Annotated in this window: 6 protein-coding genes and 3 pseudogenes; 8 read left to right on the top strand and 1 reads right to left on the bottom strand. The window is 75.1% G+C overall.

From position 1 onward, the window contains the following. Window positions 1-2: 2 nt before the first annotated feature. The gene (locus NEH16_RS20345) at window positions 3-206 is read left to right on the top strand and encodes a hypothetical protein (protein ID WP_265544229.1); all 204 of its coding nucleotides are present in this window, start codon (window positions 3-5) and stop codon (window positions 204-206) included. 22 nt (window positions 207-228) lie between these two features. Here NEH16_RS20345 and NEH16_RS20340 read toward each other — a convergent pair whose 3' ends face one another. After that, entirely contained in the window at window positions 229-1,236 is a 1,008-nt protein-coding gene (locus NEH16_RS20340) for a helix-turn-helix domain-containing protein (RefSeq protein WP_073965034.1), read from the bottom strand. Between the two features lie 461 nt (window positions 1,237-1,697). On the opposite strand from NEH16_RS20340, the gene NEH16_RS20335 reads away from it, so the two are divergent. The 7 genes and pseudogenes from NEH16_RS20335 (at window position 1,698) to NEH16_RS20305 (ending at window position 14,640) form a co-directional block, all read left to right on the top strand. Further along, entirely contained in the window at window positions 1,698-3,593 is a 1,896-nt protein-coding gene (locus tag NEH16_RS20335) for an AfsR/SARP family transcriptional regulator (protein ID WP_265544228.1), read from the top strand. A 130-nt stretch (window positions 3,594-3,723) separates the two neighbouring features. Continuing rightward, window positions 3,724-4,905, top strand: a pseudogene (locus NEH16_RS33720) (TOMM precursor leader peptide-binding protein); the annotation flags it as partial. Between the two features lie 1,092 nt (window positions 4,906-5,997). Next, a pseudogene (locus NEH16_RS20325) lies at window positions 5,998-7,913 on the top strand (TOMM precursor leader peptide-binding protein). 52 nt (window positions 7,914-7,965) lie between these two features. After that, window positions 7,966-9,579 (top strand): nitroreductase family protein, encoded by a 1,614-nt coding sequence (locus NEH16_RS20320; protein WP_265544227.1) that lies wholly within the window; start codon window positions 7,966-7,968, stop codon window positions 9,577-9,579. Between the two features lie 13 nt (window positions 9,580-9,592). Continuing rightward, window positions 9,593-12,379, top strand: coding sequence for a lantibiotic dehydratase (locus NEH16_RS20315; RefSeq protein ID WP_265544226.1), 2,787 nt, complete (start codon window positions 9,593-9,595; stop codon window positions 12,377-12,379). A gap of 46 nt (window positions 12,380-12,425) precedes the next feature. Then, window positions 12,426-13,525 (top strand): annotated as a pseudogene (locus tag NEH16_RS20310) (lantibiotic dehydratase C-terminal domain-containing protein). Then, a complete protein-coding gene (locus tag NEH16_RS20305; RefSeq protein WP_265544225.1) occupies window positions 13,522-14,640 on the top strand; it encodes a M50 family metallopeptidase in 1,119 nt (372 codons plus the stop codon). The pseudogene NEH16_RS20310 and the gene NEH16_RS20305 overlap by 4 nt, the downstream one beginning before the upstream one ends. Window positions 14,641-14,727 lie beyond the last annotated feature (87 nt).

Here is a 14,727-nt window from a genome sequence, read left to right as displayed (position 1 = left end):
TCATGGGTCTGGTCATCGGTGTCGTCGTCGGTCTCGTCGTGGTGCTCGGTGCCGTCCTCGTCGCGCTCCGTATGCGCGGCGGGGCCGGTGAGCGTGGGGCGCTGGAGCGTGGGGCGCTGGAGCGTGGGGCGGCTCAGCAGGGGCAGGCGCAGGGGTTGGCGGACGGGCATGCGCGGAGCCAGAACATGGGGCCGTACGGGGGCTGAGCGCGGGGGCGGTCAGCGCCTCTCAAGGCCGGGGTCCGTCCGCCGGCAGGTAGCCGAGTTGGGCCGCGTGGACGCCGGCCTGGAAGCGGCTCCGGGCGTCCAGGTGGCCCAGGAGGCCGGTGGCGATGCGGCGGGCGGTGCGGGGGGAGACCCCGAGGCGCTTGGCTATGGCCTCGTCCGTGTAGCCGCGGGCCAGCAGGCGCAGGGTTTCGTGCTGTTGGCGGGTCAGTGAGTGGTCGGCGGGCTTCTCGCACGGGCCGAGGGGTTCGGCGTCGGCCCAGACGTTCTCGAACAGGGCCTCCAGCGCGGCGATGAGGCCCGGGCCCGACACCACGAGTGCGCCGAGCGAGGAGTCCTGGTCGTCCAGGGCGACCAGGGCCAGGCGGTGATCGGTGATGATCATGCGGGTGCTGAGCGAGGGGGCGGTGCGGATGCCGGCGCCCAGCGAGGCCAGCCAGGTCACATGGGCCACCGTGGGCGGGTGGTTGTGGATGCTGTCGAGATAGACCGTGCGCATCCGCACCCCGCGCTCCAGGAGCTCCTCGTTGAGGGGGCGGGAGGCGTGCATGTTCTCCTCCGTCTGCGCACCGCCCGCCGCGAAGGTCAGGATCTCCTCCTTCACCTCCTCGTGGAGCCGCACCAGGTAGTCCCGTACGTGGTCCACGCCCTCCAGGTGCATCACCGGCGGCTCACCGACGCCGGGGTGGGGAGCGGGGAGGGCGCAGAGGAGTTCGGCCACGGCCGCCTCCCCGTCCGCCAGCCGCTGCCGTTCGGCGGCGAGCAGAGCGCGGCGGCGGGACAGCAGCATCTCCAGGCCCAGCCTGGGGTCGACCACATGCAGCCGCTGCCCACCGGCGCTCGAGGCCGGCCGCACCAGGGACAGGTCGCGTAACTCCTGCACGGCGACGTAGAACTCGTCCTCGGTCAGGCCCAGTTCGGAGCGGTGCTCGGCGAGGGACGCGTACGGCTGGGCGAGCAGCGACCGGTAGACGATCTCCGCCGTGGCATCCAGGCCCAAAGGGTCGAGCATCGTCCCTCCACACTAGGAGCACTGTCTCTTGCCGTAGTTATTACCTCGAGGCAGCGAAATCTACTCTTCAGCACTCCGGTTGCGCGGCGCTAAAAGGCCACGCCACAGGCGTGTGAACGGTGGCGGACCGTCTCCCGGAGGCCCGATGCGGCCCGGGTATCCACATGTTGGACGGAAGGGGCCATGGCCTCATCGGTCCACCGGTCTCGCCTTCACCGTCGCCTCACCCGCGTACAAAACTCACGGCTGTCGAACGCTCCCCACCACTGGTTCGAAAGGCTTCCGCATGACGCGTCTCCACCGGTTCCCCTGTCCGGCTTCCCCGTCCCCCGCCCTGCCCGAGCCTCCGGGGAACCCGGCGTACGACTTCGGCTGGCAGTAGTCCCCGGTTCCGGTACGGGCACGACGAGGCAGCGGTCCGGTGGCGGGCCGCCGAGAGTGTACGGGGAAGGCGGACGACGGTGCTGTTCCAACTGCTCGGGCCCCTGAGCATCACCGATGGGCGGGACCATGTGGTCCTTCCGCCCTCCAAGCCGACCGCGCTGCTGGCCGCCCTGCTCATCCGGCCCGGGCGGGTCGTCTCCACCGACCACCTGCAGGAGGCCGTCTGGGGCGAGGAACAGCCCGCCACGGCCAAGGCGGCGCTCCAGAGCTGCGTCCTGCGGCTGCGCCGGATCTTCGCCAAGTACGGCATCGAGGACCAGGCCGTCGTGGCGGTCGCCGGCGGCTATCGCATCCACGCCGACGCCGAGACCCTCGACCTGCTCCACTTCCGGCAGCTCGTCGGCCGGGCGGCGGCGGCCGGTGACGACTCCGAGCTGTACACGCTGCGGGCCGCACTCGCCCTCTGGCAGGGGCCGTTGCTCGCCAACGTGCCCTCCGGGCTGCTGCACCGGGACGAGGTGCCCCGGCTGGCGGAGGAACGCCTGCGCGTCCTGGAGCGGGTCTGCGACATCGAGCTGAGGAACGGCCGTTGCCGCGAAACTCTCGTTGATCTCTGGGAGGTTACGCGCGTATACCCGGCTCACGAGCGGTTCTCCGAGCAGCTGATGCTGGCCCTCTACCGGACCGGGCGGCAGACGGAGGCGCTGTCGGAGTACCGGAGGATCAAGGCGTACCTGCGCGAGGAACTCGGCGTCGACCCCCGGCCCGGACTCCAGCGCCTGGAGCTGGCGATCCTGCGCGGAGACGACCTGGGCACCCCGGACACCGGGCAGGCCCCCGTCTCACTCGTGACCCCCGCACCGCCCCCGGCAGCGCCCCCGCCGCACGCACTCCCGCCGAAGGGCCCGGGCGAGGGCGGTACGGCGGTGGCCCCCCTCCCCGCGGTGCCCGGCTTCACCGGGCGCCGGAGCCAGGTGGCGGAACTCGTCCCGCTGCTGACGTCCGCCGAGGCCCCCGAGCGTGCCCCGGTGGCCGTGCTCTCCGGGGCGCCCGGCATCGGCAAGACCGCGCTCGCCCTGCATGTGGCGCATCTGGTGAGCGGGCATTTCCCGGGCGGGTGCGTCCTGCTGCCGCTGACCTTGCCCGACGGCACCCCGCGCGCCACCGAGGAGGCCGCCGCCGAGCTGCGCGACGCACTGCCCGCCGGGGCCGCCACCGGGCGGGGCCGTACGCTCCTGATCCTCGACGACGCCGTCCACCCCGACCAGGTACGCCCCCTGCTCACCGCCAACGCGGGCGGCGCCGCGATCGTCACCAGCCGGATGGGGCTCGCCGCCCTCGTCGCCACGCACGGCGGCACCGTGCACCGGCTCGGCGCGCTCGCCCCCGAGGAGTCGTACGACCTGCTCACGGCCGTCCTGGGCCGGGAACGCGTCGCCGCCGAGCCGGCCGGGGCGCGGCTGCTGACCGAGGTGTGCGGGCACCATCCGCTCGCCCTGCGGATCGCCGCCGCCCGGCTGCTCACCCGGCCCCTCCTCGAGCCGGCCGACTGCGCGCGCTGGCTCCGCCACGGCCTGCCGGCCCGCCTCAGCCTGGCCGACGACCCCCGGATGTCCGTACCGCTGACCCTGGACGAGGCGGTGGGGCGGCTCCCTCCGGTGCTGGCCGAGGCGCATCTCCGGCTCGGGGCGGCGGCACGCGGCCCGCTCACCGCGGAGCTGGCCGCCACCGTCCTCGACGTCCCGTGGGAGACGGCCGAGGACGTGCTGGAACGCCTTCTCGACGCGGGCCTCCTGGAGGAGGAGCACCCGGGCGCGTTCCGGATGCACGACCTGCTGCGCGCCCACGCCCGGCGCGCGACCGCCTCCTCCGTCGCGGCCTCCGTTCCCGGGCGCGCCCGGGAACTCCCGCGCCCGCCACGGCGCGGGGAGGCACCCCAGGCGGGCAGTACCCGGCCCACCGCCCTGCGGTGACGCGGCGTCACCGCCCCGCATCCGACGCCCCGTATCACCACTCCGTACATCCCCACCCGCCCCCAGCCCGACAGCGCGGCCCGCCCCGGGCCCGCCGTCCCCGCCCCAGAACAAGAGGTGTGACGCACGCATGGCAGCAACGCCGTACACAGAGACCGCCGGGACCCGGCCGCGAGTCCGCCGTGACGTCCTGTTCACCGAGACGCCCGACGGCGTGATCTTCCACAACGCCGACGGAGGGTTCCGGCTCACCGCCGCTTCCGGCTACCGGTTCGCCACCCTTCTGGTGCCCCATCTGGACGGCAGCAGATCGGTCGAGGAGATCTGCCAGGGCTTCGGCGACCGGCAGAAGGCCATGGTCGGCGAACTCGTGAAGGCCCTCTACGCGCGCGGCTTCGCCCGGCCCGTACCGGCACCGGACGAGTCGGCGGCCCCCCGGACGGACCCGGCCGCCGCCGAACGCTTCGCCCAGCAGATCGCCTACATCGACCACTACGCGGACGACGCCGACGCCCGGTTCGCCCGCTACCGCGCCACCCGGGTCGCCGTGCTCGGCGACGGCCCCGTGGCCCGCTGGTGCGTGCTGTCGCTCATCCGCAACGGCTGCGCCGCCATCGGCGTCGACGCCGCCCTCCTCGACGGCTCCGGAGGCACCAGCGCAGAGGAGGCCGCGGAGGTCCGGCGGGAGGCGGCCCAACCGGCGGAGGAGGACTGCCCCGTCGAGCTGTCCGTACTCCCGCAGGGGCCCGGCTGGGCGGCCTACGACGGGTACGACGTCGTCGTCGCCGCAGCGGGCCCCCAGGTGCCGGCCACCGTACTGGCGCTGCTCAGGGAAGGGGTGCCCGAGGGGCGGACGCTGCTCCCGGCCTGGACGTTCCAGGGGCGGGCCGTCGTCGGACCGGTCATGACCCCGGGGGCGACGTCCTGCTGGGCCTGCGCGGCCCTGCGGCTGGGCGCGGCCGGTGGTCCGGGCGACACCGCGGCCGCCGGTCTCTGGAGCGGGCTCGCCCTCGGCACCGGCACCCCGGGGGCGCAGCCCGTGGGGCCGCTCGCGGCGATGCTGGGCAACCTGCTCGGCTACGAGGTGTTCCGCCTGGTCACCGGCGCGCTGCGGGCCGAGACCCGCGACCGGCTCCTCCTCCAGGACATGGCCTCCTTCGACGTGGCGTCGGAGCCGCTGCTGCCGCATCCCGCGTGCCCGTTCTGCGCGCCGCCCGCCGCCCTGCCCGAGCCGGTCGACCTGGTGTCGGCGCCGACCCGCCCGGCGTTCCTCCCGACGGCGGCCACCGCCGCCGACGACGACGCCGCCCAGGGCCCGCTCGCCGCACTCGAACGCCGCTCCGCCCTCGTCCACCCGCACGCCGGGGTCTTCACCGCCTACGCCGACGAGAAGCTGACCCAGACCCCGTTGAAGGTGGGCTCGGTCGTCCTGGGGGGCCTCGGTGCCCGGGGCCGCAGGACGGTCACCGCCTTCGACGTCCACCACACCGCCGGGGCCCGGCTGCGGGCGCTGAACACCGCCGCCACGCTCTACGCCGAGTACGTGGTGCCCACCCCGGCACCCGGCGGCGCCACGGCGGAACTGCCCGCCGTGGCCCCGGACAGCCTCACCGTCGCGTCCGGCACCGGCGGCACCGGGACGGCCACCCGGTGGACGGCGGCCGTCTCGCTGCTCACCAAGGAGGTGGTCCGGGTGCCCGCCGGGGCGGTGCGCCCCTTCGGCGCGGACAACGCGGACCGCCGCTTCGAACCCACCCGGGCCGGTGCCGGAGCCGGTGCGGACCTGCCCGAGGCCGCCGGGGCCGGGCTGCTGTCGGCGCTCGCCCACGACGCGCTGCGCCGGGCCGTCCGGGGGCCGGTGCGGTCTCCGTCATCACGCCCCAGGTGCTCGGCGAGGACCCCGAACCGGTGTTCCTGTTGCGGTCGGCCGCCCATCTCGGCCTCACCGTCGAGCTGCTGGACCTCGGCGAGCGGGCGTTCTCCGGGGCGTCCGTCGTCCTCGCCCGCACGACCGGCACCCCCGGCCCCGCCCTCTGGGCCGTCGGCGCGGCTACGGACCTCGCGACGGCGGCCGTGGACGCCCTGCGGGACCTGCTCGGCGAGGCCCAGGCGGCCGAAGGACAGGCCCCGACGGCCGACGAGCGGGCCCGGTCGGAAGGCCCCGGCGCCCTGGACACCGGTGACCCGCTGCTGCGCGACCTGGACGCGGCGCTCGTCCCGGTCACCTCCGATCAGCCCGCCGCCCCGGACGCCCCGGCCGGGGAGGACGGCACCGGATGGGCCCGCATCCTCGAACGCCTCGCCGCCGCCGGGCGGGACGCCCTCGTCGTGCCCACGCACGCCGCCGACCTGCCCACGGCCGGCATCCACACCGTGCGTGTCCTGCTCACCCGGGCGGCCACCGATGCCGGCTGAGACCGCCGAACGCCCTCTGCCCACCGAACTCCCCGAGGCCGTCGACCGGTTCGCCGCGGCGCTGCGGGACGCGCTCGGCGAGGGCGGCGCCGCCCCGGCCGTGTCGGTCGCGCGGCTCGGCGTCCGGGACGCGTACGCGCGGACCGGCGCCCCGGTCGAGGACGCCCCGGCCGACAGCGCCGCCGTGCCGGTCCACCTCTACGGCCGGCAGGTGCTGATCGGCCCGTGGCCCGCCCGGGACGGGCGCGCCGGCTGCGGCACCTGTCTCGCCCGCCGCTGGCAGGGCGTGCGCTCGGTGGCCCTGCGCGAGGGCCTCGAACTGGGCAACGGCACCCGGGCGGCCGGTGACTGGCCGTACGGCACGCCCTTCGCCGTCACCGCCGTCGCCGCCCTGGTGGCGGGGCTCGCCGGAGCGGAGCCCGCGCCGGGCCCGTACCCCCGGGTCCATCTGCTGGACCTGGACGCCATGACCGTACGCAGTCACCCCCTGGTCCCCGATCCGGAGTGCCCCGGCTGCGCCACGCCCCGCGCCGACACCGCCGAGGCGGCGGCGCTCACCCTGCGGCCCGCTCCCCCGTACCGGCCGGGTGTCTTCCGGGTGCGGCGGGTGGAGGACTACCGGCTGCCGGAGGACGCCTTCGTCAACCCGCACTGGGGCGCGCTCGGTTCCTCGGTGACCTGCGATGTCGCCTCGACCACCACCTCCGCCACCGTCGGCTGCTTCTCGACCCGGTCCGGGGACTACCTCCGGGAGACGTTCTGGGGCGGCCACGCGGACACGTACGCGCACAGCCGGAGCATCGGGGTCCTGGAGGCGCTGGAGCGTTACGCCGGGATGCGGGCCCGCGCCCGGACCACCCGGCTCACCGCCTCCCTGGACGAGCTGGGCCCCGACGCCGTCGACCCGCGCGAAACCGGCCTGTACGCCGAGGAGTTCTACGCCGAGAACCCCTGGGTGCGCCCCTTCGCGCCGGACCGGAAGATCCCCTGGGTGTGGGGCTGGTCGCTGCGCGACGACCGCCCCCGGCCGGTCCCCGAGGTCCTTGCCTACTACCACGCGCCGGGTCTGGAGGGCCGGTTCGTGCAGGAGAGCTCCAACGGCTGCGCGTCCGGGGGCAGTACGGAGGAAGCCGTCTACTTCGGGCTGATGGAGGTCATCGAACGGGACGCCTTCCTGCTCGCCTGGTACGGCCAGGTGCCGCTGCGCGAGATCAACCCGGCGACCAGCGCCAGGCCCGCCACCCGGCACATGGTGGACCGGCTGGCGATGTACGGCTACCGGGCCCGCTTCTTCGACACCCGGATCGGCTTCCCCGTCCCCGTGGTCACCGCCTGCGCCGAACGCTTCGACGGCTCCACCGGCCGGATGTGCTTCGGCGCGGGCGCCGGACTCGACCCGGAATCCGCCCTGGACTCCGCGCTCCGCGAGATCGCCACCGACGCGGTCAACCTCGTCGGCCGGACCCTGCGCGACGAGGAACGGCTGCGCGCCATGGCCGCCGACTTCGACCGGTTCACCACCCTCCACGACCACCCGCTGTCGTACGGGATCCCCGAGATGGGCCGGCACGCCGACTTCCTGCTGCGGCAGCCCGAACCCCGCCCCCGCTCTCCGTCGCCGACCTCGCCTGGCCGGACGGCTGGGGCGACCAGGCCGCCCCCGACCTCCGCGCGGACCTGCTGCGCGCGGTCGGCGCCGTCACCGCCGCCGGCCACGACGTGGTCGTCGTCGACCAGACCCTGCCCGAGCAGCGCGCGCTCGGGCTGCACACCGTGAAGGTCCTGGTGCCGGGGCTGCTCCCCATCGACTTCGGCTGGTCCCGCCAGCGCGCCCGGCACATGCCCCGACTGCGCGCCGTGCTCGGCCCCGTCGCCCTCAACCCCGCGCCGCACCCGTTCCCATGACCGTACGTCAGCCACACCGCCCATCCGAGCCCATGCGAGAGGGGGCCGCCCCATGGGGTACGCCCATGAGTACGCCGACGCCGTCCTGCATCGCGGTCGCGTCCCGATGGAGCCCACCGACTTCGTCCCGGACTGGCCCGACGCCCCGCGCCGGGGGAAGTTCTACCCGGGCGTGGAGCCGTACGCCCTTCCGGACGGCGACGGCCTCCCGGACGCCCCCGCCGCACGCGGTCTGCTGCCCGCCCCGGACGGCGGCGCGGGGGCGGGCGGCCCGGCCGGCTTCACCCTTCCGCTGCTGTCCACGATGCTCAAGGACTCCTACGGGCTGACCGGCCGCCGCCTCGGCGTCCAGGCCAACAGCGATCTGTCCGGGCTGCCGCTGCACACCCACGCCAACTGGTCCCGGGGCACCGCCGGCGGCGGCGGCCTCTACCCGGTCAGCATCTACTGGGCGTCCGGCCCCTCCGGGCCGCTGACCCCCGGCATCCACTACTACGACGTCCAGCGGCACGCCGTGCAGCGGGTGCTGACCGGCGACGTCTCGGCCCGCGTCCGCGAGGCGCTGGGGCCCGGCGCGCCCGAGGAGGCCCGGGAGACGGACCAGTACCTGATCCTCGGAGTGAAGTACTGGCAGAACGCGTTCAAGTACAACAGCTTCTCGTACCACGTCGTCTCCACCGACCTGGGCACCCTCGTGCAGACCTGGCGGATCTGGGCGGGGGCCCGGGGCCTGGTCACCTCGCCCGTCCTGTGGTTCGACGAGCCCCGGCTGAACGGTCTGCTCGGCACCGAGGGAGAGGAGGAGGGCGTCTTCGCCGTCGTCCCGCTCCGCTGGGACACCCCGGCCCCGGCCCCCGCGGCGGCCCCCGGCGGACCCGACCCGTCCGTACGGCACCGGGACGCCGAACGGTCCCGCACCGTGCGGACGTTCCCCACCCTCCTCGCCATGCACGCCGCGACCACCCGGGACGCGACGGACCGCCCCGCCCCCGGCGCGCTGGCCGCCGCGGCGGCGCTGCCCGTCCCGCCGGGCGGGACCCGGACCGCCCTCCCCGCCCCGGTCTTCCCCGAGGTGCCCGTGCGGCGCGCCCTGCGCACCCGGCGCAGCAGCTTCGGCCGCTTCGACGCGGCGCGCCCCGTCACACCCGCCCAGCTCTCCGCCGTCCTCGCGGCCTGCGCCGGGACGTCGCTGCCCAGCGAAGCGGACCCGGACGGCGCGGTCCGCCAGACCCGGATGTACGCCTTCGTCAACCACGTCGAGTCCGTCGAGCCGGGCGCGTACGTGTACGACCCCGAGGCGGGGGAGCTGCGGCTGGTCGACGCGGGGCCGCAGGGGGCCTTCCTCCAGGGCACCTACTTCCTCGCCAACTACAACCTGGAGCAGGCGGGCGCCGTCCTCGTGCCGACCGTCCGCACCACCGCCGTGCTGGACGCGGTGGGGGACCGCGGATACCGCCTGGCGGCCGGGACCGCGGGCGCCGTGGCCCAGACGTTCTACGTGGCCGCCGCCGCGCTCGGGCTCGGCGCGGGCGTCGCCCTGGGCTTCGACAACGTCTCGTTCGTCGAGAAGCTCGGCCTGGGCGACGGCGACGAGGCACCCCTGCTGATCATGCCGCTCGGCAACGAGCGGCCCCGGCCCGCCGACTTCCGGCACGAGATCGCCTGACGGGAACCCTGCGATGACACTCCTGACGTCCGACACCACCCCCCGTCCGCCCGATGTGTGGGAACCCGGGCACCGCTTCCTGCTCCGTGCGGCCGGCCTGCCCCTGGAGACCGTCCGGGGCCTGCGCTGCCCCGGCACCGGTGACTGGGCGGACGAGGTCCTGGAACTGGAGGAGCGGCTGACCGCCGAGGGCGCCGCGCTCAGCGAGCTGCTGCACGGGCTGCTCGGCGCCGCCGACGCGGCCGGCGACGACGCCCGCCGCCTGCTCCTCAACCTTCGCCGCGCGGTCTTCAACAACCGCCTGCCCGCCGATCCCCGCGCCGCCGAGCGCCTGGTGACCGGGCTGGCCGGACCGGCGGGCGCACGGCTCGCCGACTGGCTGGCCCTCCGCACCCGGTACGCCGATCTCCTGGGCCGGGGGCCGGAGTTGCTGGCCGGGGAGATGCGGGACGCGCGCCGGGCGCTGCGCGAGGCGCTGGCCGGGGACCGGTTCCGGCTCGGGCTGCTGCTGGCCTCGCCCACGCTGGACGGCAGGCTCGGCGGCTACCTGGAGGACACGAGCGCCGAGCCGGGCAAGCGGATGCGCAAGATCGAGCGTTCGGCGCTCACCTACCTCTACCGCACCGCGTGCAAGACGAGCCCCTTCAGCACCCTGACCGCCGTCGCCACCGGCACCTTCGAGCCGGGCGCCCCGGATTCCGCCCCGGATTCCGCCGCGCCCGCCCTGCGCGTCGACGAGGAGTGGACCAGCCATGTCCGGCTCAACGTCGTCGTCCTCGGCCGGCTGGCCGACCTGATCCTCGCCGACCCCGTACGCCGCCAGGACCTCCCGGTCGTCCTCGCCCCGGGCTGGGGACGCGACGAGGACCGCATCCGCTACGTCCGCCAGTGGGTGACCACCGGTGACGACAGCGCGGCCGTCACCTTCGACGCCGTACGCGACCGGCTGTTCTACCTCCGCGGCAGCGGCACCCTGGACCGGCTGCTCACCTTCTTCTCCACCCACGAGGGGCCGCGCCACCGGGACCTCGTGGACATGCTGCGCACCGAGCGCGGCGCCGGACCTGACGAGGCCGAGCGCTACGCGGCCGCCCTGCTCCAGCTCGGCATGGTCCAGGTGCCGGGCCTGCGCACCGATGTGCACAGCCCCGACCCGCTGCGCTCCTTCCAGCAGGCGCTGCGCGGTCTCGGGGCCCCCTGGGCGGACGCGGTCGCGGCCTCGCTCGACGGACCGGCCGCCTGCCTGGCCGCGTACCCGGCCGCCCCGCTCACCGAACGCCGCGCCCTGCTCCGCACCCTGCGCGCACAACTCCTCGACGTACAGCGGGAGCTGGGCGCCGAGGACGCCGCGCTGCCGCAGACCCTGGTGTACGAGGACGTCAGCGCGGGCGAGGACCTGCGCGGCGGTCCCGGGCCGCTGGCCGGCGCCACGGGCCGGGCGCTGCGGCGGGTCGAGGGCATCCTCCCGATGTACGACATCACCCTGCCCCAGCGCATCACCCTGCGCGGCTTCTTCCTGGCCCGGCACGGAAGCGGCGGGCGCTGCGACGACCTGCTCGGCCTGGTGCACGACTTCCACGAGGACCTCTTCGACCAGTACATCTCGTTCACTTCCAAGCGTTCCGCCTTCGACGCCGATGGGGAGTACGTCCCCGAGGAGAACTGGCTCGGCCAGAGCGCCCTGCGCACCCTGGACTCGGCCCGGCGGCGCTTCGTCGCCGGGATGCGCGAGCAGTGGGCGGAGCACGGCACGGCGGACGAGATCCGGCTCCCCGCCGCCCTCCTCACCGATGTGGCCGGTGAACTCGCCCCGATCACCCAGGACTTCAGCCCGCAGAGCCACCACATCCAGGTCGCCGGGCCCGGCCCGGACGGGCGGCCGCTGGTCGTCCTCAACCGCTCGTACGGCGGACTCGCCTTCCCCTTCAGCCGGTTCACGCACGTCTACGACCCCGACGCCGCGACCGCCCCCGACGTGGGCCCCGGCCTCTCGGAGCGGCTGCGCGCCGAACTCCGCACCCGCGCCCCGGAGGGCGCCGTCCTCGCCGAGCTGACCGGGGGGCCGATCACCACCAACCTCAACCTGCACGGGCGGCTGACGAGCCACCAGATCGTGTGCCCGGGCGAGACCTCCACCGTGCCCGAGGACGCCCGCATCCACCTGGAGGACCTGTACCTCCAGCACGACGAGGCCACCGACCGGCTCGTCCTGCGGTCCCGGCGGCTCGGGTGCGAGGTCGTCCCGGTCTACCTCGGCTACCTCGTCCCCGTCGCCCTGCCGGAGATCCCCCGCACCCTGCTCCTGCTCGCCCCGAGCACCATGACCCCCACCGACGTCTGGGGCGGCGTCCCCGAGGCCCCCGCCCGCGACGGGGTCACCCGCAGACCGCGCGTGGTCCACGACGGGGTCGTCGTCAGCCGCCGCAGCTGGACGGCCGACGCCCGGGTGCTGCCCGCCCGGACACCCGGCACCGACGAAGCGGGGTGGTTCCTCGGCTGGCGGCGCTGGCGGCGCGCCCACGGGCTGCCCGCCCAGGTCTTCGCGACGGTCCTGCGCGAGGGGCGGCGCGCCCTGGGCGCCAAACCGCTGTACGTGGACTTCGACAGCCCGCTGTCCCTGACCGCGTTCGACGCTCTGCTGGAGCGCGGTCCGGGCGACGCCGTCGTCCTGCGGGAGATGCTCCCGTCCGAGGACGCCCCGCACGTGCTCTCCGAACAGGGCCACCACGTCGCCGAACTGGCCGTGGAGACCTTCACCTCCCGCCCGCGTACCGAGGACGGCCCGACATGCCGGAACTGATCTCGCCCAGCCCCGCCCGCCCCGCCGCCACGGAACGGGGGACTGGATCGCGCTGCACGTCTTCTACGCGGCCAGCCCCCGGCCGATGCTGGTCGACTGCGTCCGCCCGCTGGTCGCCGAGCTGACCGCCGAAGGGCTGCTGGCCGGCCACTTCTTCATCACGTACTGGCTGGAGGGACCGCACGTCCGGCTCCGGCTGCGCCCCGCGAGCCCCGCAGCCGCCCCCGAGGTGCGGCGCCGCGCCGAAGCGGCCCTCACCGGCTTCCTCCGTACCCGGCCCGCCCTCTACGAGGTCGACTCCGGGTTCCTCAAGGACTTCTACAACGAGCTGTTCGACATCGAGTTCCCCGGCGAGGACCGCGCCCGGTACATGGGCGAGGACGGCCGGATGAACCTGCGGCCGAACAACTCCTTCAGCCTGGAGCCGTACGCCCCGAGTACGCCAAGTACGGCGGCCCGGCCGGGGTCGAGCTGGCCGAGTGGCACTTCCGGCACTCCAGCGACCTGGTCATCGACGCCTTCCGCACCATGAACCTCCACCTGCGGACGGTGCTCCTCGGCACCTCCGCGCAGCTGATGATGGTGATGGCGAGCTGCTTCCTGCCGGAGAAGGACCGGCTCGCCGACTACCTGGACGGCTACTACGCGTTCTGGCACCGCGCCTTCCCCGGCACCGGCTTCATCGGATCGGAGGAGTACGAGCGCAACTACACGCAGATGGCGCCCGCCCTGGGCAGCCGCTTCGCCGCGATCCGCGCCGCCGTCGCGGCCGGGGAGCTCGACCGGCTGCCTTCCTTCCTGCGCGGCTGGGCGGCCCACTGCCTGGAGCTGCGGGACCGGGTCACCGACCTCGCCACCCGGGGCGAACTCCTCTTCCCGGTCTGGGACGGACCCGCCCGCGAGGACACCGGCCAGGAACGCACCGAGCCGGCCGACGCGGCCCCCCTGGAACCGCTCACCCATGTCCCGGCCGTCCTGCCCCGGCTGCTCTCCCCGTACATGCACATGACCAACAACCGGCTGCATGTGACGATCCGCGACGAGGCGTACCTCTCCTTCGTCCTCGGCCAGGTCCTGCGCGAGCCGACGGGCGACGCGGGTCCGGTGCGTGCCACCGCCGGTACGGACAGGGCGGCGGGCTCATGAACCCGGCCACCGATCGCGCCCGCGCCGCCGCTCGCGCGTACCGGCCCGCGCTCGGGCCCGGCGTCCTCATCAGCCCGCCCCTGCTGCGCGGCCCCCGCACGGTGCACCTGCTCAAGCACCCCGTGAGCGGCGCCGCGTTCGAGGTCGGGCCCAAGGAGCACTTCCTCATCTCCCGGCTCGACGGGACCCGCACCCTGGACGACCTCGCGCCCGCCTACGCCGAACGCTTCGGCCGCCGACTCGCCGAGGAGCACTGGAACCGGCTCCTCGGCCTCCTCGGCACCCGGAGCCTGCTCGCGGGCGCCCCCGAGCCGCCGCCCGCCGCCCCTCCCCCGGCCCGTACCGGCGGCCGGTGGCACGGCACCCGGCGGCTGGTCGCCGACGCCGACCGGACCACCGCCCGGCTCCACCGCGTCCTGCGCCCGCTGCTCCACCCGGCGATCCAACTCCCTTTGCTGGCGGCCGTCCTGGTCACTGTCGTGGCCCTCGTCCTGCACACTGGCGAACTCCTGGACGGCACGGGCGAGTTGATACGGGAGCCGGCCGCCCTGGCGGGTGCCGCCCTGTTCCTGTGGTTCAGCATCACCCTGCACGAACTGGCCCACGGCATCGCCGCCCAGCACTACGGCGGCACGGTCACCGAGATCGGACTGCGCTGGCGGTTCCCGGTGGCGATGCTCTACTGCACCGTCGACAACTACCTCTTCCTCCCCGCCCTGCGCGCCCGGCTCGTCATCGCCGGGGCGGGCGCCCACCTCAACATGGTGCTGCTGCTGCCCTTCGCCCTCTGGTGGTCCCTGCTGCCCCCCGGCGACCCCACCAGGGCTCTGCTCGCCGGGCTCCTGCTGCTCGGCGCCGTCCAGGGGCTCAGCAACCTCGTCCCGCTGCCCCCGCTCGACGGCTACCGCATGCTCGGCCACCTGCTCGGCACCGCACGGCTCGCCCCGGAGACCCGCGCCTACCTGGCCCTGCGCCGCAGCGACCCGGACGCCGCCGCCGCGTACCCCCGCCGGGCCCGACGCCTCTACACGGCGTACGCCGCCGGATTCGTCGCGCTCGTCCTCCTCGCGGCGGCGGGCACCTGCGGCGCGGCGTACCGGCTCCTGACGGGGTGACCGAGGTGACCGCGGAGCGCGACCGTCCCCGACCGACCGCGACCGTCCCCGACCGGAAGGAACCACGCACCACATGAATGAGGTACA

Source organism: Streptomyces drozdowiczii (genome assembly GCF_026167665.1).
GTDB lineage: Bacteria > Actinomycetota > Actinomycetes > Streptomycetales > Streptomycetaceae > Streptomyces > Streptomyces drozdowiczii_A.
Note: the sequence above shows the minus strand (reverse complement) of the source record. Positions and strands in the feature narration are given on the sequence as shown.

Coding starts and splice junctions, on each gene's coding strand:
- NEH16_RS20320 (WP_265544227.1), top strand. CDS start 7,966: ATGGGGTACGCCCATGAGTACGCCGACGCCGTCCTGCATCGCGGTCGC.
- NEH16_RS20305 (WP_265544225.1), top strand. CDS start 13,522: ATGAACCCGGCCACCGATCGCGCCCGCGCCGCCGCTCGCGCGTACCGG.
- NEH16_RS20315 (WP_265544226.1), top strand. CDS start 9,593: ATGACACTCCTGACGTCCGACACCACCCCCCGTCCGCCCGATGTGTGG.
- NEH16_RS20340 (WP_073965034.1), bottom strand. CDS start 1,236: ATGCTCGACCCTTTGGGCCTGGATGCCACGGCGGAGATCGTCTACCGG.
- NEH16_RS20345 (WP_265544229.1), top strand. CDS start 3: ATGGGTCTGGTCATCGGTGTCGTCGTCGGTCTCGTCGTGGTGCTCGGT.